This is a genomic window from Pseudobacteriovorax antillogorgiicola (genome assembly GCF_900177345.1).
Taxonomy (GTDB): domain Bacteria; phylum Bdellovibrionota_B; class Oligoflexia; order Oligoflexales; family Oligoflexaceae; genus Pseudobacteriovorax; species Pseudobacteriovorax antillogorgiicola.
The window spans coordinates 127,825-154,421 of record NZ_FWZT01000010.1 but is presented as its reverse complement, the minus strand read 5'-3'; the positions used below and the strand labels follow the sequence as shown (position 1 = coordinate 154,421).

Annotated in this window: 25 protein-coding genes; 13 read left to right on the top strand and 12 right to left on the bottom strand. The window is 47.1% G+C overall.

Annotation, left to right across the window (positions count from 1 at the left end):
- Nucleotides 1–81 precede the first annotated feature (81 nt).
- The 7 genes from B9N89_RS14685 to galE are packed head-to-tail and all read left to right on the top strand — an operon-like array spanning nt 82 to nt 7,379.
- On the top strand, nt 82–687 hold the full coding sequence (locus B9N89_RS14685; RefSeq protein ID WP_132320882.1) for a methyltransferase domain-containing protein: 606 nt from the start codon (nt 82–84) through the stop codon (nt 685–687).
- A 14-nt stretch (nt 688–701) separates the two neighbouring features.
- Complete coding sequence (gene ligA, locus B9N89_RS14680) at nt 702–2,615, top strand: NAD-dependent DNA ligase LigA (protein ID WP_132320880.1); 1,914 nt, start codon at nt 702–704, stop codon at nt 2,613–2,615.
- Between the two features lie 8 nt (nt 2,616–2,623).
- Nucleotides 2,624–3,454 (top strand): prephenate dehydratase, encoded by an 831-nt coding sequence (gene pheA, locus B9N89_RS14675; protein WP_200820723.1) that lies wholly within the window; start codon nt 2,624–2,626, stop codon nt 3,452–3,454.
- Between the two features lie 12 nt (nt 3,455–3,466).
- On the top strand, nt 3,467–5,005 hold the full coding sequence (locus B9N89_RS14670; RefSeq protein ID WP_132320878.1) for a thioredoxin family protein: 1,539 nt from the start codon (nt 3,467–3,469) through the stop codon (nt 5,003–5,005).
- Nucleotides 5,002–6,066 carry an agmatinase family protein gene (locus tag B9N89_RS14665; RefSeq protein ID WP_132320876.1) on the top strand — a complete coding sequence of 355 codons (1,065 nt, stop codon included), beginning with the start codon at nt 5,002–5,004 and terminating at the stop codon, nt 6,064–6,066. The genes B9N89_RS14670 and B9N89_RS14665 overlap by 4 nt, the downstream gene beginning before the upstream one ends.
- 57 nt (nt 6,067–6,123) lie before the next feature.
- Nucleotides 6,124–6,393: a hypothetical protein gene (locus B9N89_RS14660; protein ID WP_132320874.1), complete on the top strand. Its 270-nt coding sequence runs from the start codon at nt 6,124–6,126 to the stop codon at nt 6,391–6,393.
- Entirely contained in the window at nt 6,390–7,379 is a 990-nt protein-coding gene (galE, locus tag B9N89_RS14655) for a UDP-glucose 4-epimerase GalE (RefSeq protein WP_132320872.1), read from the top strand. The genes B9N89_RS14660 and galE overlap by 4 nt, the downstream gene beginning before the upstream one ends.
- Nucleotides 7,380–7,383: 4 nt before the next feature.
- Here the strand turns inward: galE and B9N89_RS14650 are convergent, their stop codons facing one another.
- From B9N89_RS14650 to B9N89_RS14635, 4 genes are read right to left on the bottom strand one after another with little or no spacing between them, the layout of a single operon-like run.
- A complete protein-coding gene (locus B9N89_RS14650) occupies nt 7,384–7,779 on the bottom strand; it encodes a hypothetical protein (protein ID WP_132320870.1) in 396 nt (131 codons plus the stop codon).
- A complete protein-coding gene (locus B9N89_RS14645; protein ID WP_132320868.1) occupies nt 7,776–10,046 on the bottom strand; it encodes a RelA/SpoT family protein in 2,271 nt (756 codons plus the stop codon). Before B9N89_RS14645 ends, B9N89_RS14650 begins: the two co-directional genes overlap by 4 nt.
- 23 nt (nt 10,047–10,069) lie before the next feature.
- The gene (gene gmk / locus B9N89_RS14640) at nt 10,070–10,720 is read right to left on the bottom strand and encodes a guanylate kinase (protein WP_132320866.1); all 651 of its coding nucleotides are present in this window, start codon (nt 10,718–10,720) and stop codon (nt 10,070–10,072) included.
- 16 nt (nt 10,721–10,736) lie between these two features.
- Nucleotides 10,737–11,657 carry a YicC/YloC family endoribonuclease gene (locus tag B9N89_RS14635; protein WP_132320864.1) on the bottom strand — a complete coding sequence of 307 codons (921 nt, stop codon included), beginning with the start codon at nt 11,655–11,657 and terminating at the stop codon, nt 10,737–10,739.
- 149 nt (nt 11,658–11,806) lie between these two features.
- Between B9N89_RS14635 and B9N89_RS14630 the strand changes: the two genes are divergently transcribed.
- Together B9N89_RS14630 and B9N89_RS14625 are read left to right on the top strand one after the other, a co-directional pair.
- Complete coding sequence (locus B9N89_RS14630) at nt 11,807–12,253, top strand: hypothetical protein (protein ID WP_132320862.1); 447 nt, start codon at nt 11,807–11,809, stop codon at nt 12,251–12,253.
- A gap of 32 nt (nt 12,254–12,285) precedes the next feature.
- Nucleotides 12,286–13,278 (top strand): hypothetical protein, encoded by a 993-nt coding sequence (locus tag B9N89_RS14625; RefSeq protein ID WP_132320860.1) that lies wholly within the window; start codon nt 12,286–12,288, stop codon nt 13,276–13,278.
- Here B9N89_RS14625 and B9N89_RS14620 read toward each other — a convergent pair.
- Nucleotides 13,265–14,125, bottom strand: coding sequence for an alpha/beta hydrolase (locus B9N89_RS14620; RefSeq protein ID WP_132320858.1), 861 nt, complete (start codon nt 14,123–14,125; stop codon nt 13,265–13,267). The two genes, B9N89_RS14625 and B9N89_RS14620, sit on opposite strands and share 14 nt — an antisense overlap.
- Nucleotides 14,126–14,233: 108 nt before the next feature.
- Between B9N89_RS14620 and B9N89_RS14615 the strand changes: the two genes are divergently transcribed.
- Complete coding sequence (locus B9N89_RS14615; protein ID WP_132320856.1) at nt 14,234–14,677, top strand: YbjN domain-containing protein; 444 nt, start codon at nt 14,234–14,236, stop codon at nt 14,675–14,677.
- A gap of 109 nt (nt 14,678–14,786) precedes the next feature.
- Entirely contained in the window at nt 14,787–15,740 is a 954-nt protein-coding gene (locus B9N89_RS14610) for a serine/threonine protein kinase (RefSeq protein ID WP_159455381.1), read from the top strand.
- 3 nt (nt 15,741–15,743) lie between these two features.
- Here B9N89_RS14610 and B9N89_RS14605 read toward each other — a convergent pair whose 3' ends face one another.
- Together B9N89_RS14605 and recD2 are read right to left on the bottom strand one after the other, a co-directional pair.
- Nucleotides 15,744–17,354 carry a glycosyltransferase family 39 protein gene (locus tag B9N89_RS14605; protein ID WP_132320852.1) on the bottom strand — a complete coding sequence of 537 codons (1,611 nt, stop codon included), beginning with the start codon at nt 17,352–17,354 and terminating at the stop codon, nt 15,744–15,746.
- Nucleotides 17,339–19,528, bottom strand: a complete 2,190-nt coding sequence (gene recD2, locus B9N89_RS14600) for an SF1B family DNA helicase RecD2 (protein WP_159455380.1) — start codon at nt 19,526–19,528, stop codon at nt 17,339–17,341. Before recD2 ends, B9N89_RS14605 begins: the two co-directional genes overlap by 16 nt.
- Nucleotides 19,529–19,789: 261 nt before the next feature.
- Between recD2 and hpf the strand changes: the two genes are divergently transcribed.
- Nucleotides 19,790–20,206, top strand: a complete 417-nt coding sequence (gene hpf, locus B9N89_RS14595; protein ID WP_132320848.1) for a ribosome hibernation-promoting factor, HPF/YfiA family — start codon at nt 19,790–19,792, stop codon at nt 20,204–20,206.
- A 51-nt stretch (nt 20,207–20,257) separates the two neighbouring features.
- Here the strand turns inward: hpf and B9N89_RS14590 are convergent, their stop codons facing one another.
- The 4 genes from B9N89_RS14590 to polA form a co-directional block, all read right to left on the bottom strand.
- Nucleotides 20,258–20,896, bottom strand: a complete 639-nt coding sequence (locus B9N89_RS14590; RefSeq protein WP_132320846.1) for a hypothetical protein — start codon at nt 20,894–20,896, stop codon at nt 20,258–20,260.
- 82 nt (nt 20,897–20,978) lie between these two features.
- Complete coding sequence (locus B9N89_RS14585; protein WP_143478187.1) at nt 20,979–21,704, bottom strand: hypothetical protein; 726 nt, start codon at nt 21,702–21,704, stop codon at nt 20,979–20,981.
- Entirely contained in the window at nt 21,688–22,455 is a 768-nt protein-coding gene (gene tatC, locus B9N89_RS14580) for a twin-arginine translocase subunit TatC (protein ID WP_132320842.1), read from the bottom strand. Before tatC ends, B9N89_RS14585 begins: the two co-directional genes overlap by 17 nt.
- A gap of 1 nt (nt 22,456) precedes the next feature.
- Nucleotides 22,457–25,192 carry a DNA polymerase I gene (gene polA / locus B9N89_RS14575; RefSeq protein ID WP_132320840.1) on the bottom strand — a complete coding sequence of 912 codons (2,736 nt, stop codon included), beginning with the start codon at nt 25,190–25,192 and terminating at the stop codon, nt 22,457–22,459.
- A 116-nt stretch (nt 25,193–25,308) separates the two neighbouring features.
- Here polA and B9N89_RS14570 point away from each other — a divergent pair, with 116 nt between their 5' ends.
- Nucleotides 25,309–25,794: an EVE domain-containing protein gene (locus B9N89_RS14570; RefSeq protein ID WP_132320838.1), complete on the top strand. Its 486-nt coding sequence runs from the start codon at nt 25,309–25,311 to the stop codon at nt 25,792–25,794.
- A 27-nt stretch (nt 25,795–25,821) separates the two neighbouring features.
- Here the strand turns inward: B9N89_RS14570 and B9N89_RS14565 are convergent, their stop codons facing one another.
- Nucleotides 25,822–26,484 (bottom strand): hypothetical protein, encoded by a 663-nt coding sequence (locus B9N89_RS14565; protein ID WP_132320836.1) that lies wholly within the window; start codon nt 26,482–26,484, stop codon nt 25,822–25,824.
- Nucleotides 26,485–26,597: the final 113 nt, after the last annotated feature.

Genomic DNA, 26,597 nt, shown 5'->3' with positions numbered 1-26,597 from the left:
GGTAATACAACGATACACCGAAAAGTTGGATTTTTCACCTGCTAGTGCCATAATCCTCCCCTTAAACTAAGGAGACTCACAATGGAGCAAAAAGAGCCCTGGCAAGAGCGCTGGAGGTCGGGTCGAACAGGCTGGGACCACGGAGATGCCCATCCGGCATTGTTTGAGATCATGGCTATTGCAAGCCGGGAAGGAGGGCTTAGTAAAGCCGCTCGTGTGGTGGTGCCCGGTTGTGGGCGAGGGCACGAAGCAGCAGCTCTAGCAGAATCTGGTTATACAGTGACAGCTCTCGACTTTGTTGATGAAGCGATTCAGCAAGCCTTAAGTCTTTACGAACATGTTCCAGGGCTAACTTTCAAGGCCCAAGATTTCTTTCTGGAGGAGCCGGATCAGTATGATGCCCTTGTGGATCGCGCTATGCTTTGTGCTTTGCAGCCGGATCACCGCCACGAATATGTGGCAAAAGTTTCGGAGATATTAAAGCCTGAGGGCCTCTTCTTAGGCATACTTTTCGCGGAACAAGATCCACCACGAGATGAAGGGCCGCCGTTCATGCTTAACGAAGCCCAGATCGAAGCATTGTTTGGGTCAGGCTTTGATTTGGTGTCTTGGGAATCGCAGCCAAACCGTGCTACACCTAGCATTATCACGAGGGAGTGGCTGTGTGTATGGCGTAAGAAATCATAAAGGAATAAGTATAAATGACATATAAGCCGGATGCGGTCAAGTCTTTGGCTGATGCAATTATGAGGCACAAACGTCTCTACTACCAAGGCAAACCAGAAATCAGTGACGCTGACTACGACCGGCTAGAGGACCAGCTGAGACAACTGGCGCCAGAGCATCCGGCATTGGAATACGTTGGCTCAGACGCTCCAGGTGTGAATCGCAAGGTCGCTCACGAAACTCCTATGCTTTCCCTTCAAAAGACTTATGTTCTTGATGACCTCATCTCGTGGAAGGGAGACCACGATATTGTAGGGACTTGGAAGGTCGATGGCAATAGCCTCAGCCTTGTATACAAAAAGGGCCAATTGGTTCTGGCAAAAACCCGAGGCAATGGTCGCCTTGGAGAAGATGTCACCAGCAAAGCGCAATGGGTTAGCGATCTCGTGCCTCGTTTGCAACAACCATTAGACTGTGAGATCCGTGGCGAGCTTTACTGCACTGAGCATCACTTCGCTGAGTTAGTTGATGAGATGCTTGATCTTGGGCTCGAACGCCCGAGCAATCCACGCAATATCGTTGCGGGCCTACTAGGTCGTCGCAGTCACTTGAACCTGGCACGTTACTTTAATTTCTTGGCTTTCGAAGTCCTTAGCGACGACAGTGCGCTTCACTTCAAAGATGAAATAGAAAAGTTTGCCTGGCTCACAGCCGAAGGCTTTCCTATCCCGGAGCCGAAGTTGATCCACAAAGAGTCTGAGCTATCGGCGTATTTGGACCAAGTCAAGTCCGTGATGGAAGCAGGGGAAATAGGGTTGGATGGGGCTGTGTTTTCATTCAACAATCGCGACCTGCACTATGAGCTTGGCAATACTTCTCATCACCCTCGATACAAAATGTCCTATAAATGGCAGGGTCAGACCGCTGTCTCAGTTATCAAAGACATCACCTGGGCGACGTCTCGCTTAGGAGTCATCACCCCAGTCGCAGTGATTGAACCCGTTACGCTCAGTGGTGCTAAGATCACCAACATCACGCTTCATAATGCCGAGCATGTGATGGCTTACAACTTGAAGAAGGGCGATGAGATCGAGATTGTGAGATCAGGAGAGGTGATTCCAAAGTTTTTAGAGGTCAAAAAAGCCGCTCCTGGGCGCTATAGTTGGCCAGCTGCCTGTGGTGATTGCAATGAAACCCTTGAGTTTGACGGTGTTCGTTTGCGGTGTCTTAACGAAGCGGGCTGCCCAGCTCAACAAACAGGTTTTATTCTCAATTGGATTCGCTGTGCTGAAATCGATGATCTCAGCGAGAAACGTTTGGCTGCAATGCAGGACTTGGGATTGGTATCGCAGGTTGATGATCTCTATCACCTCAGCGTTGAAGACTTTCTGAAGCTGCCTCTCACGAAGGAAAAGATGGCTCAGAAGCTTTGGAAAAACGTGCAGAAAAGTAAAACTCTGCCTCTGGCACGCTTTCTTAATGGGCTGGGGATTCAGGGTACAGGCCTCACTTCATGGGAAAAGATTCTTGAAGACTTGCCAAGCTTGGACAAGGTTCGACAAGCCTCAGAAGATCAGATCAAGGCTATCGACGGATTTGCAGAAAAAACGGCTCAACAGATTGTTGCTGGCCTATCAGCTAAATCAAATATTATAGACGCTTTGCTCGCAGCAGGGTTGAAACCTAAAGCGCCGTCGCGAAGCACTTCTGCTGATGGCATCTTCGGTGGGCAGACGTTTGTTATTACGGGAACCCTATCGAAGCCGCGAGCTGAAATTGAGGGGTTGATTAAACAAGCTGGAGGCAAAACCAGTTCATCGGTTTCCAAAAAAACAACAGCAGTGATCACCAATGATCCAGACTCAGGCTCTTCGAAAATGAAGAAGGCACAGACCTTGGGAATTCCGGTGTGGAGTGAAGATAACCTTTTAGAGAAGCTTGAAGCATAGGAGTCCAAGTGGTTGTTGTTGGTTTTCAGGGGATACCAGGGGCCTACAGTGAAATGGCGGCCAATAAGGTTTTTGCCGAGCAATCGTATACCCTTCGGGGCTTTCCCAGTTTCGACAAGATTTTTCGAGCCGTGGAGACTAAGAAGCTAGATTATGGGGTGATTCCCATTGAAAACTCCCTAGCTGGCAGTATCCATGAGAACTATGACCACCTGCTCAATCACAAGGTGTGGATTAGTGGTGAGTACTATCTTCGGGTTAAACATAGCCTTTTGGCCAGCCCTGGAGCCAAGATGAGAACGATAAAAAAGGTGTACTCTCATCCCCAGGCTTTAGGTCAGTGTGCTGGGTTTCTTAAAGCCAAGGGTTTTGAGCCAGTGCCATACTTTGATACGGCTGGTTCCGCTCGCTTGGTGGCGGAGCAAAGTGATCCCACCATCGCGGCGATTGCTGGAGCCCACGCTGCGGAAGACTATGAACTATCAGTGCTACGCAATTCGATAGAAGATGATAAGAAAAACTACACTCGCTTCTTCGTTGTTCAGGCAAAACCTCCACGAACGAAGCCCAAGGCTAAGACTAAAAGCTCGATAGTCTTTTCTCTTAAGAATGTGCCAGGCGGGCTTCATAAAAGCCTTAGTGTATTTGCGATTCGGGACATCGATCTGATGAAAATTGAGTCCCGTCCATTGAAGGGAAGCCCCTGGAAATATCTTTTCTACTTGGATTTTGCTGGCTCTATTCACGATGAGGTGATCGATCGTGCTCTGGGCCATCTGTCAGAAATTACAACAATGATCAAGGTGCTAGGGTCCTACTCAGCAGCGCCGCTTCAATAAAAGGAGAATGTCATGATGAAAAGCTGGCTGGTAAGTCTCGCCCTGTTGACTCAACTCGGCTGCACAACGACACAATCTAAATCCTCGAAGGAAAGTACCTATCACATGGAAAAAGTCTGGTACCAAGGAGGCATGGATAATGCCTTGAAGTTATCTAAAGCCCAAAATAAGCCTCTATTTGTCTACTGGGGAGCGGTATGGTGTCCACCGTGCAATGAGATCAAGGATCAAGTTTTCTCGCGATCTAGATTTGGCGAATTGATGGGCCAGTTTATTCCTGTCTATTTAGATGGAGATTCTGAAGAGGCTCAAATTTGGGCTGATCGCTTGCAAGCCTACGGTTATCCGACCATTCTCGTTCTGAGTCCTGAAGGTAAAGAAATGCTACGCCTTAGTGGAGGGGTTAATCTAGAAGAGTTTGAGCTGGCTTTGGCTGGGGCCCAAAACCGCTCCCTAGATGAGCTGGTGGAGAAAGCTCGATCTGGCAAGCTTGATCGTGAAGGTTGGCAGGCTATCAGTTTCATATCATGGGGGCAGTTGCCGGAAGATCAATACCCTGCGAAGACGATTTGGGCGATCCAAAGGGACCTTCTCGATAGCATGCCTCGGGGGCTACAGCGAGAAAGAGCGGTCTTGATTGCCGACTTCCTTGGCCTTTCAAGCCGACTAGCCCAAGAAGAAAGCCCTGTTGAAGGGCTGGATGATGTTAGGCGAGAGGCGCCTCAGCTTCTTGATGGGGTTTTTAGTTCTGAGCAAACCGTGCTAGCAACCCGTGGTTTTATCAATAGCTCAGGGGTTGACGTTCTCTCCTGGGCTTTTAGTTCTGAAAGCAGTGCCTACGACTCCTGGAAAAAACGGTGGCTTTGGGCTGCACAAGTGATTCGAAGTTCCAAGAGAGTTTCAGTGGATACAAGGCTTTGGGCCATCTATCCACTGATTCAATTTCATAAGGACGAACAACCGAAAAAAGCAGCTCCAGAAGCCTTAAAAGCACAAGTTGTAGCAGCGGCCCAACAAGCTGACCTAGAGGCTACTAGTAGCTATGAAAGGCATTCTGTTATTTCTGGAGCAGCATACTTGATGAGACTTGTGGAGGCCTATGACCAAGCTGAAAGGCTGTTGAAGAAGGAGCTAGCTCAAACCGATACCCCTTGGTACTATCAATCATCGCTCTCGTCGCTAGCAGCTGCACAAGACAAGGATCAGGAGGCTCTATACTGGTCTGCTGAAGCTAGGAAGTCTGCTCAGGGGCGTGCGAGCCGATTGCAGTGGATCACCAGCGATCTTCTTCTAACGGCCAAAGTCGAGAGCCAAGATCAAAGAGAGCGTCTACTGTTCTTAGCCAAAGAGTTTTATCAGCTAGCCACTGATTTAAAGGATGGCTTTGCTGGCCGAAATCAGTTTCGAGCTGCTAGAGTGGGTAAGAGTTTACAAGCTTGGAAGAATGACAAGGGTTTCCAATCTCTATTCAAGGGATATCAAAGTCGTTGTCAAAATTTGTCAGGTGTAGCTCAAGATAATTGTATCAAGCATTTTGAGGAACTCATATGAGCCGAGACTATCGAGATCAGTTAAGAGCACTGGCCAAAGGCAACCCACCTGCCGAGGATGCTGGGATTTTCGGTGCAAGCTTAAGTCCTAAACATGCGCAGATCGTGATCATTCCAGTGCCTTTCGAAGCAACAACATCCTATGGTGGGGGAACTTCAAAGGCACCCAAGCAGATAGAAGGTGTTAGCCACCAGCTAGACCTATACGATCGTTTCTACGAAAACCCCTTTTTAGCAGGGATTGCATACTTAGACGAAGGGCAGGAGTTCGTCGCAATCAATCGCGAGGCCAAAGACATCGCCCAGAAAGTAATTCACGACTGGGAAAGTGGCGTGATGCCTAAGCAAGACGACCTGGATCGCGTCAACAACATGAGTGCTTCAGTCAATGGCTTGGTTTATAGGAAGGCTAGCCAATTACTCGAAAATGATCAGGTGCCTGTGGTTTTAGGTGGCGACCACAGCGTTCCCCTTGGTTTGATAAAGGCTTTGGGAGAGCATCACGGCGACTTTGGAGTCTTACACATTGATGCCCATCATGATCTCCGCGTGGCCTACGAAGGCTTCCAGTACTCTCACGCTTCGATAATGTACAATGTCTTAGAAGAAGTGCCGCAGGTTAGTAAAATAAAATCCATTGGGATTCGTGATTTCTCTCTCGATGAGAAGACCATGGCAAGCCAGTCATCACGTGTAGATACTCTCTACGATAGCGATTTGCAGGAGCAACGTTTCAAAGGGGCCAGTTTCCACCATATTATTGATGAGTTTCTCAAAGACCTTCCATCGCGAGTCTATGTTTCATTTGATATTGATGGCCTTGACCCATCCTGCTGTCCTCACACAGGAACTCCAGTACCAGGCGGGCTTAGCTTTGCAGAGGCCTCCTATATTCTGGAGCTGCTAGTGGAGTCAAAGCGTGAGGTCATTGGTTTTGATCTCAGTGAGGTTTCCCCTGGAGAAGACGAGTGGGATGCTAATGTTGGGTCGCGGATACTCTATAAACTCTGCGGCGCGGTGGCGAAAAGCCTTCGTTTGAAACCACTTGTTGATATCGATTGAAATTGGAAATCAAGGCAAGATCTAGTGATTTGATATGACGGCAATAAGGTAGGTAGTATGCTTCGATTCGTTCTTTGTGCAATCTTAGGGGCTCAGTTACTCGGATGTCAGACTTCGATCCCAGCAAAGAAAATACAGATATGCCGTTTATATTGTAACGAGAGAGGTGGTATCTACCGAATTCTGATCGATCAGATCAATGGTGTTGCCTGCCACTGCAAGAATGCTGATTTACTATGGCTAGAACTTGATAGTCGTGGACCGTTCCAGGAAAGGCTGGAAATCGACGATGGCAATATCAACACCCGTGAGGACAGCGAGCTATGAAGTTTTTGGTTATTGGTGGGGCTGGATATATTGGTTCTCATTTCATTTATGAAGCGATCGAGCAAGGCTATCAGTGTATAGCGCTGGATAACCTATCGGAAGGGCATCGGCAGGCGCTCCACCCAGATTGTGACTTCGTCGAGGGCGACCTACTCGATCTTCAGCTCTTAAAGAAAGTTATCGTGGATGTAAATCCAGATGCTGTTTTTCATTTCGCTGCCTACGCTTTAGTAGGAGAGTCGGTAAGCGATCCTAGCAAATACTATCGCAATAACGTCGAGGGTGTCAGAACCCTGCTGGAAGCCATGCGAGAGCAGTGTCCCCAAACACCCCTAGTTTTCTCGTCCACATGTGCGGTCTTCGGAGTGCCTGAATCATTGCCTATGAAGGAAAATGACCCCAAAAAGCCGATCTCGCCCTATGGGCGTTCAAAGCTTATGGCTGAGTATTTAATCGAAGACTATGCAAATGCCTATGGGATCAAGGGGATGGCTCTCCGCTACTTTAATGCCTGCGGTGCTCACGAGTCGGCTCGTATTGGGGAAGCACATCGCTGCGAGACGCATTTGATTCCCAATGTGATCAAGTCCACCTTAGGTGGAAAGCCGTTGGTTATTTTTGGAGATGTGTTCGATACACCAGATGGAACCTGCGTGCGGGATTACATCCATGTTAAAGACTTGGCTATTGCTCATATCAAAGCTGCAGAGATTTTGATCAAGAAGCCTAAAGGATTCTATGATGTCTATCAGTTAGGGACAGGGCAGGGCTATTCCAATCTTGAGATTGTCAAGACTATCGAAAAGGTCGTTGGCCGACCCGTTGAGTTTAGCTATGGGGATCCCCGTCCGGGAGATCCTCCGGCTCTGTATACTGCGGTTGAAAAGGCTAGAGAAGGCCTGGGCTTTGAAGCCCAATATTCTAGCCTCGACTATATCATCCGAACAGCCATAGCATGGCATGAGGCCCACCCGGATGGATTCTAAAGGTCTATTTTTTGGCCACAGACCAATCAATCTTGCCTTTGTGAGTCTGGGGGAAGCACTTAGTCTTGTCCTTTTTGCAGACAAAGGCTCGCATCTTGTAATTAAAAGAGCCAGATTGTGACTGAGCCTTGGTTTTCAGGGTAAAGCCAGGCAGGTCCTTATCGTACTCCTTAGTGACGAACTTTCCGTTCTTGGTTTCCAATGAAAGGTCTTTAGCCTCGGTTATCGTGACTGACCACGGGGCTTGGTGGGTTAGCTCCAGACCATCATTGGCTTTGATTTTGAATTTGATGGTAAGGTCCTGGCCTTGGTTTTCGACGCTGGTTTCTAGGCTAGAGTGCTTAGCACCAAATGCCATCAACCAAGGTAGCATGCAAGTAATCAAAAGTAGTTTTTTCATGAGTGTCGACCCCTTCGTAAACGACGCTGTTTAACGATATTCTTCCGCCTCACTGAGACTACGGATTTTAGATTTTCTAACTTAGCCACAACAACTTCCAGGTGCTCAAGGTTCTTAACCCCAAGCTCGAACTCTAAGACCCCTGTAAGGTCAGACGAGACCTTAGCCTCAGCTTTATGAACGTTAGCATTACAGGCAGAAAGTACACTAGTTACTTCGGCGAGCACGCCGGGTTTATCTTGGGTGCGAAGTGATATGTAGCACTTATGATATGACTTGTTTCCTTCTGTCTTCTCGCCCCATTCCACCTGAATCTTCCGCGCTGGATCTAAGTCCAAGGCGCGGGGACAAGCACTGCGGTGAACGGTTACACCTCGCCCTCGGGTGATAAATCCGATGATCGGTTCCCCAGGGAGTGGCTGACAGCAACGTCCTAGAGTTACAAGGACATCGTCATAACCTGAAACCAGAATCGGGCTCTTATTTGACGATCGCTTTTGTGATTGGGGTGCTCTGGTTTCAATATTGTCGCGATGAAGCTGCTCTTCAATATTCTCTTTCGGTTCCGGCGGAGGAAAAGCTTTGGCAATCAGCTGATTGGCATTCAGCCGACCATAACCAACACCGATCAAGATATCATCAAAATTGCTTTCCCGAGCTGCTTTGACGAGCTTATCTGTATCACCAGATTTTTCCAAGTCTTCAATAGAAAGCCCTGCTTTGTCCAGTGTCTGAGAGAGTAGATCCCGACCAATCTTACGACTTCGTTCCCGCTGCTCACTCCTTAAAAAGGAGCGAATCTTATTGCGAGCCTTGGATGTCGCGATAAAGTTGAGCCAGTCTTTGCTCGGCTTCTGGTGAGGTGATGTGAGAACTTCGACAATATCACCAGAATTAAGCCGTTTTTTAATGGGAGCCATGCGGCCATTGATTTTTACACCGATGCATTTCAAACCCACATCTGAGTGGACAGAGAAGGCGAAATCTAGGGCTGTAGCATTTTTGGGCAAAGAGAAGACATCCCCTTTCGGAGTGAAAACGAAAATCTCCTCGTCGAATAGGTCGACTTTTACGGCTTCTAAAAACTCGTCTGGATCTTTTAATTCGCTTTGCCACTGCACAATTTGACGAAGCCAGGAAAACTTTTCCATGTCTGTACTGCCAACTTGCTTGTTGTCCTTGTCTTTGTATGCCCAGTGGGCAGCGACACCAAACTCACAAGTTTCATGCATTTCACGGGTACGAATCTGGATTTCTGCCGGTTCGCCGTTGGGGCGAATGACTGTGGTGTGAAGACTCTGGTACATGTTGGCTTTAGGCATGGCAATGTAGTCTTTAAATCGACCTGGCATTGGCTTCCACATGGCATGAACTACGCCTAAGGCTTCGTAGCAGTCCTTAATAGAATCTACAATGATGCGAAATGCGAAGAGGTCGTGGATATCTTCGAAGTCGAGGCGACGGTCGACCATTTTCTTATAAATGGAAAAAAAGTGCTTCGGTCGGCCATAGACTTGAATCTCTTTGAAACCATATTTTCTTAACTCTGTTTCAAGGATCTCGATGACTTCGGCAATGTATTTTTCGCGAACAGATTTTTTTGCAGCGATCTTGCTACGAATGGTTTGATAGGTCTCGTAGCGGAGATGGCGTAAACAAAGATCCTCTAGCTCGCTCTTGATGCCGTAAATACCGAGGCGATTTGCAAGCGGCGCATAGATATCCAGTGTTTCTTGAGATATCCGTCGTCGCTTGTTTTCCTGAAGAGAGCCAATGGTCCTCATATTGTGAAGACGATCGCAAAGTTTTACCATGATAACCCGAAGGTCCTTTGCCATAGCAAGAATCATCTTTCTAAAGTTCTCAGCAAGCTTCTCTTGCTTGGAGCGGAACTTGATCTTGCTAATTTTGGTGAGACCATCAACCAAGTGGGCGACTTCGGTGCCAAAGGCTTCCTCAATGTCTTCAATGGTAGCACTGGTGTCTTCAACGGTATCGTGAAGAATTGCAGCGACAACGGATGCTGTATCTAGCTTGAGAGTGGTAACGATGTTCGCAACTGCGAGAGGATGGGTGATATATGGCTCTCCCGACCGCCTCGTCTGATCTGAATGGCACTTGGCGGCAAACTCGTAGGCCTTGTGTACGGAAGATCGATCTTGCCCGGGTAGATAGGTATCTAGGGAGTCGAGCAGAGCTTCGAATTCTTGCTCGGGTGTGACCGGTACGGTTTTGCTCTCTACTTTGCTTTGACTAACCTCGGTCATAAATCCTTGTTCCTAGATGTAAGCTAACCTAAATCGGCTCTGAGTCTCTTAATCCAATCGGCATTTTCGAATTCGTCGTTTAATTTTTTGCATAATTCTTTGCCATTTTCTACGTGTTTATCGTCAGTAACGCCTAAAACGATGATCTTGCGCAATTCCTCATAGGCGATATCGATCTGTTGATTGACGATGAAGTGCTGGTAGTGCTCGGCTTTGCTGATTTCCTTATAGGCATTTTGTAAACGAATCCAGCGGGTTTCCAAGTTATCGGAACCCCGAGACTCCAACCGCTGCCATAAACTTTCCAAAGAGGGGGGCAGGATGAAGATGCTGACAGCATCTGGCAAAAGGTGTCGAGCAGTTTCCCAACCCTGGACATCGATTTCTAAAATAGGTTTACGACCGGCACTAACTATCCTATCTAACTCAGCTTTTGTGGTTCCGTAAAGGTTTCCGTGAACCTCAGCCCACTCCACAAATTCATCTCTTTGGCTCATTTCTTCAAATCGGTCGCGATCGATGAAGTGGTAGTGGTTGCCATTTACTTCTCCAGGGCGCGGCCTGCGGGTCGTGTGGCTCACAGACATCTCGACGTCTGGATGGTTGGCAATCAGTTTGCGATTGAGAGTGGTCTTGCCTGCCCCTGAAGGAGCGGAAACGACAAAGATCGACATTAGTAACTCCTCGATACTATTCGATGTTTTGAATTTGCTGCCGCAGCCGCTCGATTGCCTGCTTCATGCCTAGAGTATGCTTGGCTATTTCTAATTGGCTAACTTTATTCGAAATTGTGTTCACTTCACGGTGCATTTCCTGGCAAAGAAAATCGAGCTTTCGGCCAACGTCGTCATGTGAGTCTAAAGTCTTCGCAAACTCAACTTCGTGGGCACTGAGCCGTGTGATCTCTTCGGCAATGTCCGCCTTGTCTGCCATGACTGCCACCTCAGCAAGGAGTCGATCTTCAGGCATGGCATCTTGCACCCGTGTACCTACATCACCGAGCTTTTCGAGAAACCCTTCGACCTTTTTCTTGTAGTTGTCGAAAAGGTGCTCGCGAATGGTGTCGGTATGCTGAGCAACCGCTTCTCGATTAGACGTCACTTGCTTCACAAGCTCCGTCAAGGATGGTTTTAATGCGGCTCCTTCACTTTCCCGAGCTGCGATCACCTTGGCTAAAGCTGCGCGCAGAGACTCCAACATTGCTGGCTTGTGCAAGGCGATCAAGTCATCGGCGTTCTCTCTCGCATAGGACTCAAGAGCACCATCAAGCCTTAGAATTTCGTAAACACTAAGTTCTTTAGGGTAGCCTTGGGCAATCTCTTGCACCCTACTACCAAGGGACTCGTAGTGATGCACGGCATCTTCATTCAGCTTGGGAAGCCTTGCAGCGCTATTGACTGGAGTGAGGTCAAATGAGATATCGACTTTACCGCGCTTTAAGGAGTTTTTAACCTCGCTGATGATAATGCTTTCCAGCGCGCTGAGTGATCTAGGAAGGCGCACATTGATATCGATGAATCGGGAGTTAAGTGTTTTAACTTCGCAACGATACTGGAATTCTGGGGTATCGTGCTCTCCTGAACCAAATGCCGTCATACTCTTTAGTGGCATGCTTGTGCTCCTTTTTGGCAAGCTATTGCCGTGAAAATATAAGGTGTGGTAATAACAGTTTTTTGCCTAGTATCAAACCGTCTTTTTGGGATAGCATAAAAGCTATCTTGGCTTGATTTTACGGGGATCATCATAAAAGGAAACCTGAAGTGATTGGCTTGACTCTGGTGTTTCATGTGTTTTCTGCCATTTGCATCCTGGCGTTAGTCTACTGGATAATCAAACTTCAGGGGAGCTTGAACTTCAGTCGTGCTCTCTTGCAGGGTGTCTCCCTTGTAAAGCATTCCAAGGTGACGGTTGATTGGCCGGCAAAGTTCTTTGAGAAGTTCTGTCTCGCCCTTGCTGTTCCTTTTGACTGGGATCGTAAGAAAGCAGCCCCTTGTCGAATCAAGTCTCAGCCTTGGGTGAAGCTTCACTTAGATTATAACATTTTATCTGTCCAGCTTAAAAATAAGTCGGAACTCGGGATAAAAGTTGCCAAGAGTGTGGTAGACAAGGAAACTGTCCTAACGGACTTGACCGAGTCACTGGCAAAGTCTTGTCAAATTCACCTCGATGATAACATGGCTGAGCAAGAGGCCCAGGGAGATTCATGATTGGTAGGAGCAATGGGAGAAGGGAAACGATTATGGTGAAGTTGCTTGTCGGCGCAATTTTGTTCTTGGCGGTATCTTGCGTCACTGTGGAAGAGGAAAATCAGCCTCCTGAGATCACAGCAGAAACTTCGGTGGCAGAGATGTTTCAGGCCGCCATCGACTTTGGGGGTTCCACCTTAAAAGATGTCAAACGTGTGACAAGTGAAACCAATCGTTGGCCTGCCATGGCGAAAGAGGCGCGGCTGTATCTTAGGAGTAGTTTAAGGCAAGGTGATCGCGGGAAAATTATCCGAGCGGCTCATATTTACCAGGCGAGTGTGCCAACCTTGGAGCCAGCGATACTTAAGTTATTTACCAGACACCCGTCTCCTGAAATTGCGGTCATTGGGTGGCAGTTAGCAACTGTCAGACCATCGCCAACGGTTAAGTCATTTGTTGAGGATGAGGTCTCTTATTTCGTCATTCGCAATTGGGAACAGCGGATTCTCTATCCTGAGTTGGCGACAGCCGTGCGAGAAAACGAGGTTCACAGTGTTTTTAGTGTTTTGCAGCTGGGTCTTCTTACCAAAGGCAACGATGAGTTTGCTAAAGCTATGGTCGCCCTGAACCCAGATGATTCGTCGGTTCCTTTTATGGATTATCTAGGCCTGGCAACGATCGAAGATCTTCGCCAGATCAATCAATCTACCGTCGATGTCTACACCTGTTTAGTGATTCTACGTCACTTCATGACGAACCCTTTGCCATTAGGTCACCCAAATCTGGGGCAACTTTTCAGCTTTGCAGTCTCGCGCAATCCCGCTCTTTCGGATATGGCCCGTGGCGTGATCGAGCAGCAGATGCCAACATTCAAAGAGCAAATGGTCTACTCGTTGGCTGCTCTTCCATTGGAGGTGCAGATTGCTTTTGTAGAAGGAGCGCGTCGTAACCCAAGCTCTAATTTTAGAATGCTCTTGGGCCAGCTCAAGTTGGTGACCCGCTACCATCAAGTTGTCGAGGAAATCGAGTCGATCAAAACTTTCTAAACCATTGATCCAATCGTGTTAAGGTTTCAGCATGCAGGGGTAGAACGAAGTGATTGCATGCTGGAATGAGACTTAGCTCCATTGTTTCATAATTGAGCTTCTGCCAATCGTCCTTCCGTGCAATAGGGTCATCCTCCCCAATCAGATTCAAATAGGGAATATTTAGACGAGCTAAGTTACCAGGTAGGTCTAGATCTTGAGTAGCTTCCTGAACCACTTCGATATAGCTAAATTGATGGTTTGATCCTGGTCTTGCCCCTAGACGGATCGGGAAGCGCTTGCGATTGAAAGGACCTAAGGCCGGAATAATAGCACTTCCCCATAGACGGGCTTGAGCCCAAAAATCTGGGTATCTGAGCGACATAGCTTCACGAATGATGGTCTGATGGTTGACTTCGATATGAAGAGGAACCGCAAGCAGTACGAGAGACACAATATCACTCCGATTGGTAGCTTCGATACTGGCTAGCATCCCACCTAGGCTGTTGCCCATCAGGTGAACGTTTTGAATTTTAAAATTGCTTTTACAAAAATCGATGGCATCAGCACATGCAGAATGCAGCTCACCGGGGTCCAAAATCGTTTTAGAATGCTGACCGTGGCCATCCAAGTCTACTGTGAATATATTGTAGCCATTCTTCAGAAGCTTTTTAAAAATCGAATACATGCCATATAGATGGTCGTTGCCTGTGCCATGAAAATAAACAACAGTTTGCATCTGGGGAACTAAAGGGCGAAGCCTTCGCCAGAAGGTTTCGCCTTTAGCAGCAGGCCTTTTATAAAATCCAGATTGGACTTCGTAGCCACAACTAAAAAGATGATCTATAAATTTCTGGTGGATATCCATCAATATACTTCCGCCAATTAGTCTATCTTGTTGACGAGCTATCGTTTCCTAGATAGCCTTGTATAAAGTCTCATATGCGAATCATATAGAGTAAAGGTAACAATTTAAATGTCACTTCCCATTTGCAGTGCGCTCGAAGACTTTTTGGTTCGGTATGGCTGGGACTATGTTAAGAAATCTGAGCAAAAACTTATCACTGGTTGGCAGGGTGAGCACCGATCTTATCCGCTCTTGATCGAGATCTCAGATACATGGGTGAGCTTTAAGATTCAGCCTCTACTGAAGCTAAATATCGATTGGGATACGTGGCCTGAGATCGCCTCACACATGCTTGAGATGAATGATGCCACAAGCATGGCAAAACTGTCTGTCGATAGCGATGGACAAATTGTCCTTGGCTTAGATATTTTCTCAAATGGCCTCAGCTATGAGAGCTTTTCTGATGTGATTGGGGTAATCGGCTATTATGCAGAGAGCATTTACGATGATTTACTTTCGATTCTTGATCATGTGGGTTATAGATATTGTGAATCTCTTAATATTTTAACTTAACTTGCGAATCTTGTGAGCTGCTTTTAGCCTGGGCTGCGTCCCAAAACACTCATAATCTCCAAGATCTGCCCGATAAGTTAGGGTCGGAACCTGGCATATCGAGGAACCTTTGACTGTACTTCAGCAAAAAAAAATCGGAAAGTATGAGATAGATTACGAAGTTGGAGCTGGTGGGCTTGGTAAGGTTTATAAAGGTATCGATGAGGAAACCGGCCAGGCTGTAGCTATCAAAGTTCTGCATGAAAAGTACCAGATGAACAAGCGGTTTCTCGGTATCTTTCACCGGGAACTGCTCATCGTCTCGCGCCTCAAACATAAGCATATCGTTGGCTATATCGATGCAAATTATAAGCCGCCCAATTGCTACATCGTGTCCGAGTTCATTGATGGGTGGTCCCTTTATCGTTTGATCAAGCACTTCAAGCGGCTGCCGCCATTGGTTGCCCTATCCGTGACCATCGATATTCTGCAAGGAATCGACTATCTTCATTTGCATGATACAATTCACTCAGATCTTTCATCGCCAAATGTCTTGATTTCAAGGCAGGGAAAAGTTCTGCTCACAGATTTCGGATTGGCGTGCAGTGGTGAAGTGGAAAACTATAAGAATTATATGGTGGGAACACCAGGCTATTACTCTCCTGAGCATATTACAGACTCATCCATTCTCCCACAATCAGATATTTACTGTGTTGGTCTGCTTCTCTATGAGATGGTTACCGGCGAAAAGGCGGTGAAAGCATCCAAAGACCGCGAGGAAATTTTATATAGTATGAAACATATAGATTTCAAAAAGATTAAGTGCTCTGAAAGGCGTTTGCAGTCGGCAATTCGTCGGATTTGCAAGCGTGCGCTACGTTATCGGGGTGGTTTGCGCACAAAGAATGCTGAGAAAATGATATTCGAAGTTTACAAAATCTTGAAGCGCTACGATATTCGCTACTCAAGGCATGCTATTCATCAAATGCTTTCAGCCAGTGGGTTATCCTTGGCCCTACCGGAGAAGTATCAGCAGGATATTAACCGTGGTTATATTGAAGTCTCATCGGAAGACCCTATGTGAGCGCTAAGGCGTGTTTGGTTTGTACTCAGCCAAAGTCCAGCGGTGAACTGCCTTTTCACAAGATAGATCCAAGTATCTTGAATCATCGGCGCTAAAAATTTGGAACTCTCCGTCAACGCAGTCTCGCAACTCCCACAGCATCTTAGCTGAAAAACCAGGAATAGCGGGTGGGATGCGGTTGCTAGTAATCAAGAAGATTTGATCTGACTCAAGCGCTGTTTGGTAGCTGGTTTTCATCATCTCTGGACGTCGGATCATTTCTGAGAGTCGCGTGATCCCAGGCCATTGCGTCACAGCTTGGCTAGGGTTGTAGAACGAAATGAGAGAGGTGTTTTGATAGGTGTCGGCGAATAAGGGGCCAGGAACCTGCTTCAGATACGATGCAAGGTCCTCATAACCGTGGGTTTCATACAGGATTCGATCCTTATGGGCTTTACTTTTATTCAAGGGGTAGTGAGCATGGATGGTGAGTAATGCGATGAGAATAAGGTTCCCAAGACCCGTTATGTAAAGCGCGGGACGTAGCTTCAGTGATCCAGCTAACAGAACCGAGGCGCCTAACACATACACTGCAGGCCAATTAGCTTCAATGTTTTGAAATGGAGAAAGAATCCCGAACACTCCCAAAGGAACTGTCACTGATGCAATCAGAAGGGATCTGACATGTGGGTCTAGTGAATTTTTTTGACGTTTTCTCCAAAGCCCGATAGCTAATGGAAAGATCATCAAGCCCCAGAGTCCCAACTGCCCTCCAATATAATTTCCCACTCGTTGGCTTGCCTTCTCAATCTTTGACTTTGGAGGTTTCGGCTCCTTCTTTTTCTCTGGCCTTTTAAAAGTGCGAGCAAGGGTTTCTTCCGGGGAGCCTACCTTAGCATCAAGGGCTCTAGGAAGCTTATTCCCCATATTTGTGTCCACGTGATACTCGCTCTTCAAACCTCGACCAAACTGAAACCGGAAACTCACCCAATCATGCTGGTAGTTCCAAGTCAGGTGAGGCAGAAACGTGATGAGGCAGGCTAGTCCACCAAGATAAGGCCAAGGGGAAAGCAGGCCTCGTGGTTTCCTCATGAGGGCATAGAGAAAGACAAGACCCATGATCGCCATGGTGTATTTACTGGTAAGTCCCAAACCTGTCATCACACCTGCTGTAAGCCAGCGTCGCGGATCGATCTTGATCGCAACAGCAGCTTCATGCAAAGCCAACAGCCAAAAGAAGGCTAAAGGAAGATCTGGTGTTTGAATGAACCCAAGTATGAGGCCTCCAAGGTTCAGCTGAGAGAGTAACAAGGCTAAGTAGATCGAGGAACGATCTTTCAGTCCTGCGAGGCGTGCTAGTGAGATCATGACTGTAAACATTAAGCTTGCCAGTAAAAAGCCACCTAATCTAGCTGCCCAGGGAGTGCCTGGAATGATATTGCTCAAGCTCGCTAGCCAAGCAATGAATGGTGGGTGATCAAAGTAGCCAAAGTCTGGAAACTTAGCCCAGTAGAAGTAGTAGGCTTCATCCTGAGTGACTGGGAAAACTGCTATTTGTAGAAGCCGAAAGCCAATTGTTAGTAGGCAGAGGGCTCCAATGGAACGAATGGAGATAGCTCTTACAAGTAATGACATATGCGTTGAACCAATTGAGTTTGACGGTTTAAACTAGTTTGAGTTTTGATCGCATGATCAAGGGCCTGGGCAGTGCCTACAAAAATGGCAAACTTGCGAGCCCGCGTCAGCGCTGTATAGATAAGGTTTCTTTGCAGCATCACAAAGTGCTGCATGGCCAACGGGATGATGACAACCGGAAACTCACTGCCTTGAGACTTATGGATTGTAATAGCATAGGCCAACTTTAGATCGTAAGCATCTTCCTTGCTGTAGCTAACTCTACGATCACCAAAGCTCACGATAATTTTCCCACCATCGACACCGGCATGCTGCACGAAGCCAATGTCGCCATTAAAAACATTCAGCTCATAGTTGTTGCTAACTTGAATCACTTTATCGCCAGGGCGAAATACGGTGCTATCGACCTTCTTCTCCTGGTCTTCATGATCATCAGCAGGATTTAATAAGGCTTGCAGCTCTTGATTGAGAGTTTTGGTTCCCAGATCGCCGCGATTCATAGGGGTGAGAACTTGGATATCGCGGATGCTATCATAGTGACCTTTATCGGGTAGAATATGTCCCACAAGGTCACAGATAATCGACTTGATCTCATCGACGCTACTAACCTCGATCATACGGCAGTCGGCTCCATCTTGATCTGGAAATTGTGGAAACTGACCGTCGTTGATCTGGTGGGCGATGCTGACAATATGAGAGCTTGCGGCTTGGCGAAAGATCTCAGTGAGGCGCGTGAATGGAACTTTCTGTGAATCTATCAGATCTCGTAAAACGTTTCCGGGGCCTACTGATGGCAGCTGATCCACATCACCAATGAAGATAATTTGAGCTTGGTGGCTGATCGCTTGAACCAGTGCATTGGCAAGACGAATATCGAGCATCGAAGCTTCATCCACAACAATAGCGCTGGCGTTAAGTGGGTTGGATTCGTCTCGGCTGAAGCCATTGTCCTGCGGGGTCCACTCAAGCAAACGATGGACAGTTTTCGCTCCTTGGCCGGTGACTTCAGATAGTCGCTGGGCAGCTCGTCCAGTCGGTGCAGCAAGTGCGACCGACCGCTTCATAGCACTTAGCAGTCTGATGATGGCATTGGCTGTTGTTGTTTTACCAACACCTGGGCCTCCGGTTAAAACAAACACCCGATGGCTAACAGCAGCTTTTACAGCTTCCAGCTGGTGGTGGGATAAAGGCATAGCGAGTCGTTCGCTATACTTGTTTAGCCAAGACTCGACCCGTTGCTCATCAATGTGAAACGGTTGATCGAGGAGTTCCGTAATTTTCTTGGCCATAGTATCTTCGGCCACCAGAAGCTCTTGGAGATAATGAATGTCTCCACCGTCTCGTGTTTCGGTGATTAAGCTGCCTTTAAGATTTAGCTCGTGAAGAGCTTGTAATATCAGTTCATGAAGCTGGTCGTGATCTAAGCTTAGCAACTGGATTAGTTTTTCGAGCATTTGTGGGGTGCTTAGGAAGCAGTGACCATGGTCTTCTGCTTGAGAAAGGCTGTAGAGTATTGCTGCTTTGATTCGTTTACCAGAAACAGGATCAAAGTCGATACTTTGAGCGATCTTATCGGCAGTTAGAAAGCCAATTCCCCCAATTTCCGTGCTGAGCCTGTAGGGGTCTTCCTTAACGATCTCAATGGTTTTGCCGCGATAGGCTTTGATAATACGATGAGTTAGCGAAGGAGATAAGTGGTGTGAAAAAAGGAATAGCTCAGCGTCTCGATACTCCCGGCTATCACGCCAGGCCTGTTCGATAGTTTTGGCCTTCTTGGGGCCTATAGAATCGACTTCGGCCATTCGCGAAGGGTCGCGATTGAGTATTTCTAGGGTCTCTTCTTTGAAATGCTCAACGATTCGTTTGGCTGTAATCTTGCCAATTCCCTTGATGAGACCTGATGACAGGTAGCGGATGATCCCTTCCTGAGTCGTTGGGTGGATTGGCCTCCCGAGCTCAACTTTGAATTGTCGGCCATGGCTTTTGTGCTCAACCCACTGACCTTTAAGGGAAAAGTACTCTCCAACCTTGATATAGCTGAATAGGCCCGTAGCGGTAAACGTCAGCCCACGATCAGACTTAACCTTAATGACAGACCAGCCGTTTTCGTCATTGCGGTAGGTGATCGTTTCTATTTCACCTTTAATTTCAGTGAGTTCTATTTGCTGCTCCAACGCTACCTTCTTCTCAGTGCGGGATGGAATAAATCCATGCGATTTGTCAGGTGCTCTTGTTTTAGTCCAGATTCCCTAAACTATCAAGATTGCCGAGCTTCTATGAGGCCTAAAGATTTGACTAAAGGTCATAGTTTTTTCCATTAACTGCCTGGCCAAATCTCCGATAAGTAATGAGAAGGTCGAGGAATAAATAGTTTTTTTGTCTATTCATTCAAAGCCTTATCGCGAGCCCTTTCATTATTTGTTCGGAGGCATCCTATGCAGTTCCAGTTTTCCTTTAAACACATGGACACATCTCAGGCACTTCAAGACTACGCTGAAGAGAAGCTGCGTACCAAGATCGAGAAATTTGTGACAAAGGCCATCGAGGTTCAAGTGACATTTTCTGTCGATCGCCATTTGCAACATGCAAATTGCGTCTTGGTAAGCGGTGATGGCTTCTCTCTTAATGTCGAACATGCCTGTGAAGACATGTATGGCTCTGTCGATCGCATGATCGATAAGCTGGGTGCTCAATTGAAGCGAAAGAAAGACAAATTGAAGAGCCACAAGAATAAAGGCACGGTGCGAACCATGCCTGAAGTGGATTACTCAGCTCAAGCGGAAGAAGCCTATTCTATCGATGCGGCTGAGATTGTGAAATTTGAAGAAGCTCGGCGGCGAAGACCGGCTTAGCTTTCATCTTATATTTCAAAATTTGAGGAGCGCTATTAGCGCTCCTTTTTTTCATTCCAATTTCTCATAACCTTGAGCATCGAAGTGGTCGTTGAAGCACTTTTCAACTTCAACTTTCGTGTAGTAGAGTTCGTTGCAAAACTTACATTTATACTTAGCCCCGTCTCGAATCCAATTCTTTGGAAACTCGGATTTATGGCGCTTGATGATTGTTGGTTCTTTTACAGCCGGTTCTTCAGGGATCTCAGGTTCTGGCTCAGGTGGTGGTGGAGCCTGGGGAGTGGGAGCAGGAGCTGCTTGAAGAGTCTCTTCTTGCGGTACCATCTTCACGAGTCGGAACTTGCGCCTTGGCTTCACTGATATAGGCAAGTCGGAAGCGAGCTGTTCTTGAACATGGCGTTTTTCTCGACCATCGGTGCAGCGTCGTGCACACTCCAAGCCGGCATCTTCGGTTTTGTAGAGGCGAAAGCAGTACTGGCACCGAAACAGGCGGCCATGAACGAAGTCACGAACAACGATCAGAGGGTACTGTTCCTTGAGTGCATACCAGCAGTGGTTGAGGCAGTTATTGGCATCGACCCGGTTATGATATTCCGTACGGCAAATTCCGCAAAGGAAGTAGTGTCCGTGGCGGAAGATTTTTCGAAAAATAGGGGTTTTAAAATGCTTAATTAGAATATTTTCAGACATCGTGAACGCTCCTTCGATAAATATCGGGAGGTAGCTCCTAAAAACTTAAATATCACGAATCATGGTTAATAATTTTAGATGCTTAGACGCCAATGAGCGCAGTGATGGCCAGAAACCAGGTGTGGCCTTTAAGGTCACCATTGTCATTGAAGGTGCTCTCTCCTTGGTCATACTGGAGCTTATACTTGGTTTGTATAGGAAACAGGGCTCCAAAATGAACAAAAACCCCCTCGATGCGGGTGACCAGAAGTTCGGGAGAGTTTCCCTCGGGGCGGGCGGGCTTAAGCCAGGAAACGAATATAGCTGGTGCTATGGAAAAGTCATTGATACGCATGACCCAGTTGTTGACCGGCTCGTCATCTTCCGATGTTCTGACCCTTTGGCTAACTGACCTTCCAATCATATCACCGTAACCAAGATTCAAGATCAAGCCGTAGTCAAGAGTCCCTGATTGGAGTGTGGGTTCACCGCTCAGGCCATAACCAATGTATCCAGAAGCACCTGTTCCTGTGAAGTCCACAACGATGTTCTGCCTTTCTGGTGACTCGTAAGGGCCAGTAAGAACATCGAGACTCAGCCCGGCAATCCACCGATGATAGACATAGGTGCGCCCGAGTTGGATCGCAGCGGCTGTACCAAGAAAGTTATTTTCCTGAGGTGAACGAAGAATATGATTCTTAAAGGTAAGGCCAATACTCCAAGCAGAGTGTCGGTATTCTAAGGGGGCATCGGTATTGCCCCAAGCGCGACTACTAAACAACAGACCTAGCGTGACAAGCCAGGAGACTAGGCTAGTTTTTGACTTCAAGTTCAACTGGTTTCCGCTTTCGTTTGACGAGACGTATGATCACGATCGACATCTCAAACATCAAATAGGTAGGTAAGCCCATGGCGATCTGAGAAATGGGATCAGGAGGTGTGAGAAGGGCTCCCAAAATCATCACTCCAACGAGGACAAACTTGCGATTCTCAGCTAGCATATCGGCATCGACCAGGTCAAGTAGGGCTAGTAAAACTAGAATTACAGGGGTTTCAAATACCAATCCGAAGCCGAATATCAGAAGCATGAGCACCGAGACATAGTCGGCAACGGTGATGATGGGAGTTCCCACTTCCATACCCATTTGGATCAAGAACTCCATCGCAAGGGGCATAATGACAAAAAAGCAGAATGCAACTCCGCTAAAAAACAGACTTACGGATGAGAAGAGAAAAGGAATTGCATACTTTTTCTCATGCTCGTATAGGGCAGGCTCCAAAAACTTCCAAAATTGGTATAGCCAGAAGGGGCAGGCTCCAACGACAGCTGCTAAAAAAGATATCTTAATATTGGCGATAAGAACATCCATGGGGCCAGTAAAATGAAGGGCATTTGACCCTTCAGGTAAGGCCGCCACGAGTGGCCCTTTAAGAAATTCGAAGATGTAGTTTGCGAAGGAAAAGGCGATCCCGAATATAATCACTACAGCAATGAGCGAACGAAAGATCCGTCCGCGAAGTTCGTCTAGGTGCTCCATGAGCCCCATGACTTTCAGATTCTTCTCGTTCCTCTCGTTCATTTCAATGAGCCTCTAACCAGTTAGTGCCATAACCAATTGCTACTTTTAGGGGAACACCGATATCCATGGCTGTTTCCATGGACTTTTTAATGATTGTTTGCAGTGCCTCAAGTTCGCTACGTGGGCACTCAAATACCAGTTCATCATGAACTTGCATCAACATCTTAGCACTGAGTTGGGAATCATCCAGCTTCTTTTGTATTTTCACCATCGCAATTTTAATGAGATCAGCGGCGGTGCCCTGCACTGGTGAATTGATGGCTATATTTTGGGCATTTGCCAAGCCAAGGCGATCGCTACTATTGATTTCGGGTAAGGGGCGTCGACGGCCAGTCAAGGTTTCAGTGTACTCATGCTCCTTGGCAAAGCTTATAGATTTATCGATGTAGCCTTTAATGTGTGGATATCTAGCAAAGTACTTCTCGATAAAGGTTTTGGCTTCTTTCGTGGAAACACCGGTCTCACGGGCTAGGCGCTGGGGGCCCATCCCATAAATGATGCCAAAATTGATGGCTTTAGCTTGGCTTCGCTGCTCGTGACTGACGTCCTCTGGATCGACACCGAAAATACTTGCCGCAGTGGCTGTGTGGATATCAGCGTCATCGACAAAGGCCTGCTTTAAGTTCTCATCCTTGGACAAGCTAGCTAGAACTCTTAGCTCGATTTGGGAGTAATCTGCGGAAACCATCACCCAGTCCTCCTCAGGAGACCGAAACGCTTCCCTAACTCGGCGACCAAGTGGGGTTCGGATGGGGATGTTCTGTAGGTTTGGTTCTGAAGAACTAAGACGCCCTGTCGCTGTGCCTGTTTGGTGAAACGAAGCGTGGAGGCGATCACTTTGAGCACTTATCATTTTCGGCAGGCTATCAATATAAGTCGATTTAAGCTTGCTGACCACGCGAAATTCCAGCAAGGCTTTTGGCAGTGGGTGAGCAGATAGCTTTTCCAATACACTTACGTCTGTGGAGTAACCTGACTTTGTTTTCTTAATGCGTTTGATGCCTAACTCTTCGTGAATGGCAAGCTTTTCAAACAAGATGGCTTGGAGTTGCTTTGGGGATTGAATGTTAAATTCTTCACCCGCAAGTTCATAAATTTGCTTCTTGAGTTCTTCGCTTCGGGTCTCCAACTCCTCCGATTGCTCCGCAAGGCTCTGGCGATCGACGTATACTCCAGCCTGCTCCATTTTTGCAATAACAGGAATCAGAGGCATTTCGATATCTGAAAAAATAGTTTCCAGTGAGCTGCCTTTGATCTTGGGAAGGAGGTGCTGATAGAGCTGAAGACAAAGGTCAGCATCCTCACAGGCGTAGCGACTTAAGTCTGCAATGGGCACGTCAACCATGGTTCCTGTTTTGCCAAGCAAGTCCGTGGTTGGAATCTTTTTGTAATTCAGGTATCGCGCACAACAAGCGTCAAGACTGTGGCTTCTCTCAGTAGCATGAAGGATGTGAGAGGCTATCATGGTATCAGCAAACGGCCCCGAAAGTGTGAGGCCCGTGTTGTGGAGCATCTGCCAATCGAACTTTATATTGTGACCAACTTTGGTCACTTTCGGATTGCTTAATACCGATTGCAGCTCTTGCTTTAAATGAGCGAGATCTGCTTTTTGATCCTGATTAAGAGGTATATAAAAAGCCTGCTCCGCTTGCCACGAAATGCTGATTCCGATGGGAGTATCAGAGCTGATATCTAAGCCCGTGGTCTCGGTATCCACACAGAAAACATCTTGTTGCTTGAGCTTGTTGAGGAATTCTTGAACTGTTTCTGGTTCATTGATGAGCTGATAGTCTACCGAATCGCGATCCTGATCTTGGACGAAAGGCAAATCTTTTTCTTGCGCAGAGCTAGCAGCTTCGCGCCGATCTTGAACACGCTTTGTCAGGGTTCTCAGCTCAAGCTCTTGGGTCAATTCGAGAAGAGCATCGCTTCGCAACGCGTTATCAGGAAGGCAGCAGAGATCGTCCAAGGTATAGGGAAGTTCAGCATCTATTTTGATTGTGACTAATTCCTGAGAAAGGAATGCGCTGTCTCGTGATGACTCTAATCCATTTTTCTGGCGCTTATTTGTGATGTCATCGAGGTTTTCATAGATGCCTTCTAAGGAATCATATTTTTGAATCAGCTTTGCAGCCCCCTTTTCACCGATGCCGGCAACCCCGGGAACATTATCGGCACTGTCGCCCATGAGAGCAAGCATATCGATGATCTGATCGGGACGAACACCGTATTTGTCGATGACTGCTGCTTCGTTATAAAGTACAAACTCTCCACCTTTTTTAGGAGCGTAGAGATAGGTGGCATCATCGACTAGCTGCATAAAGTCCTTATCCCCCGACACAATATACGACTCAAGTCCATCCTGCTTCACTTGCCTCACAAGAGAGCCGATCAAATCGTCAGCCTCAAGACCAGGCTCTTTTAGCAGCTTGCAGCCAAGTGCTTCAAAGGCTTTGAATAGGTGAGGTAACTGGATGGCTAAGTCTTCCGGCATGTCCGAGCGATTGGCTTTGTAGGCTTCGAAGCGTTCGTGACGAAATGTTTTTTCGCGGCTGTCAGTAGCGATCACCAAGTAGTCTGGTCGCTCTTTTTCGATTAGGTTCATCAAAAACATAAGACTGCCGTATACGGCCTGCGTGGGGAGCCCCGAGGAAGTGGTTAAAGGTCTCTGAAAAGCATGATAGCTTCTAAAGGCAAGTGCCATGGCGTCGACTACGAATAGGCGTCTTTTTGTCATGTTGGCTCCAGGATTCCACTGTTGGGTCACGAACAAAGTTTAAGGGAATAGGTTTACTTTATTTCAGAACCTAAGGGTAGACCAGATTCGTTGTAGCAAGATAAAGGATTGTTTCTATGGCCAAAACATACTGGTTGATGAAGACAGAGCCAGACGTATTTTCATTTGATGATCTGGTTAACTTAAAAAATAGCACCGATCACTGGGATGGGATTCGCAACTATCAGGCGCGCAATTTTATGAGGGATCAATTCAAAAAAGGTCAGCAAGTTTTTATCTATCACAGCAATACAAAAGTGCCTGGTATTGTTGGCATTGCAGAAGTGGTGCGGGAAGCCTACCCAGACCACACTGCACTTGATCCCAAGAGCAAGTATTTCGATCCCAAATCGGCGGATAAGGGCGAGTCTCGGTGGGTGATGGTTGACGTCAAAGCTACTCACCGCTTTCGAAACTTGGTGTCTCTAGCTGACATGCGGGAGATGCCTGAGTTAGATGGCATGGCCTTGCTGAAGCCGGGTCAAAGGCTATCTATCCAGCCGGTAGAAGCTCCTCATTGGAGCTTGATTAAAAAAATAGGAAAGCCAGAAAAGCTGTCCTAGGTGGATATAATACAGCCTCCATCAACTTCAGAAGCCCATCACAAGGCCAAAAGTTACCGTTTGATAGCTGGTCTTTAGTTCTGCTGGGAGGTTAAAGTCTCCGGGTGAAGAAGCGCGGGAATTTAGGCTTAAGCCACTGTCCACCGCTGATGTTTCATCATAGCGAAAGGCGCCCGGAAGCCCAAAGGCTAGCTGCTGTATGGTAAAGCCTACCTGAAGGCGAACACTTTGTGTCAGAGGTGTGCTTGCAGCCAGGCCTATCACATAGCCGCTCCCTTCAAGTCCCCTAAGCCTTGCAATTTGTGTTGTATTTGGTAAAGAACGGTTGACGTCGAGATCGCCTTGAGCTGCCAAAGCGCCAAGCGTTCCTGTAACACTAAGCTCTGGCAACCACTGGTAATCGACACGAAGGCCCAAGCCCAAACTAAGATGTTCCAGTCTGGTAAGAGATTTTTGAGCTCCATCGTTTCCGTATATTGAGATCAGATCGGACTGAATGCTAAGATAGGGAGCGAGATGAATTCGATCTTGGCTGAACACTGAGTAGTGGATAGCTCCACCCATTGAAGAGGTGCGATCTATTGAATCCAGGTTGCTGGTGCCCAAGCCGAGGCCTGACTGAAGTTCGATGCCAATAGCTCCGAACACGGGTGTCATCCAAAAGAGGGCTAAGATTGCAAAAATTCTCATGTTTCGCTCACGGTTTAGATGTTGAAGGTGGACTATAGCAATATGGCTTACTCTTTTCAAGGTTTTTTGAACTTAGGCAAGCCTCTCTGTTAGAGTGATAAACTGTTGATATC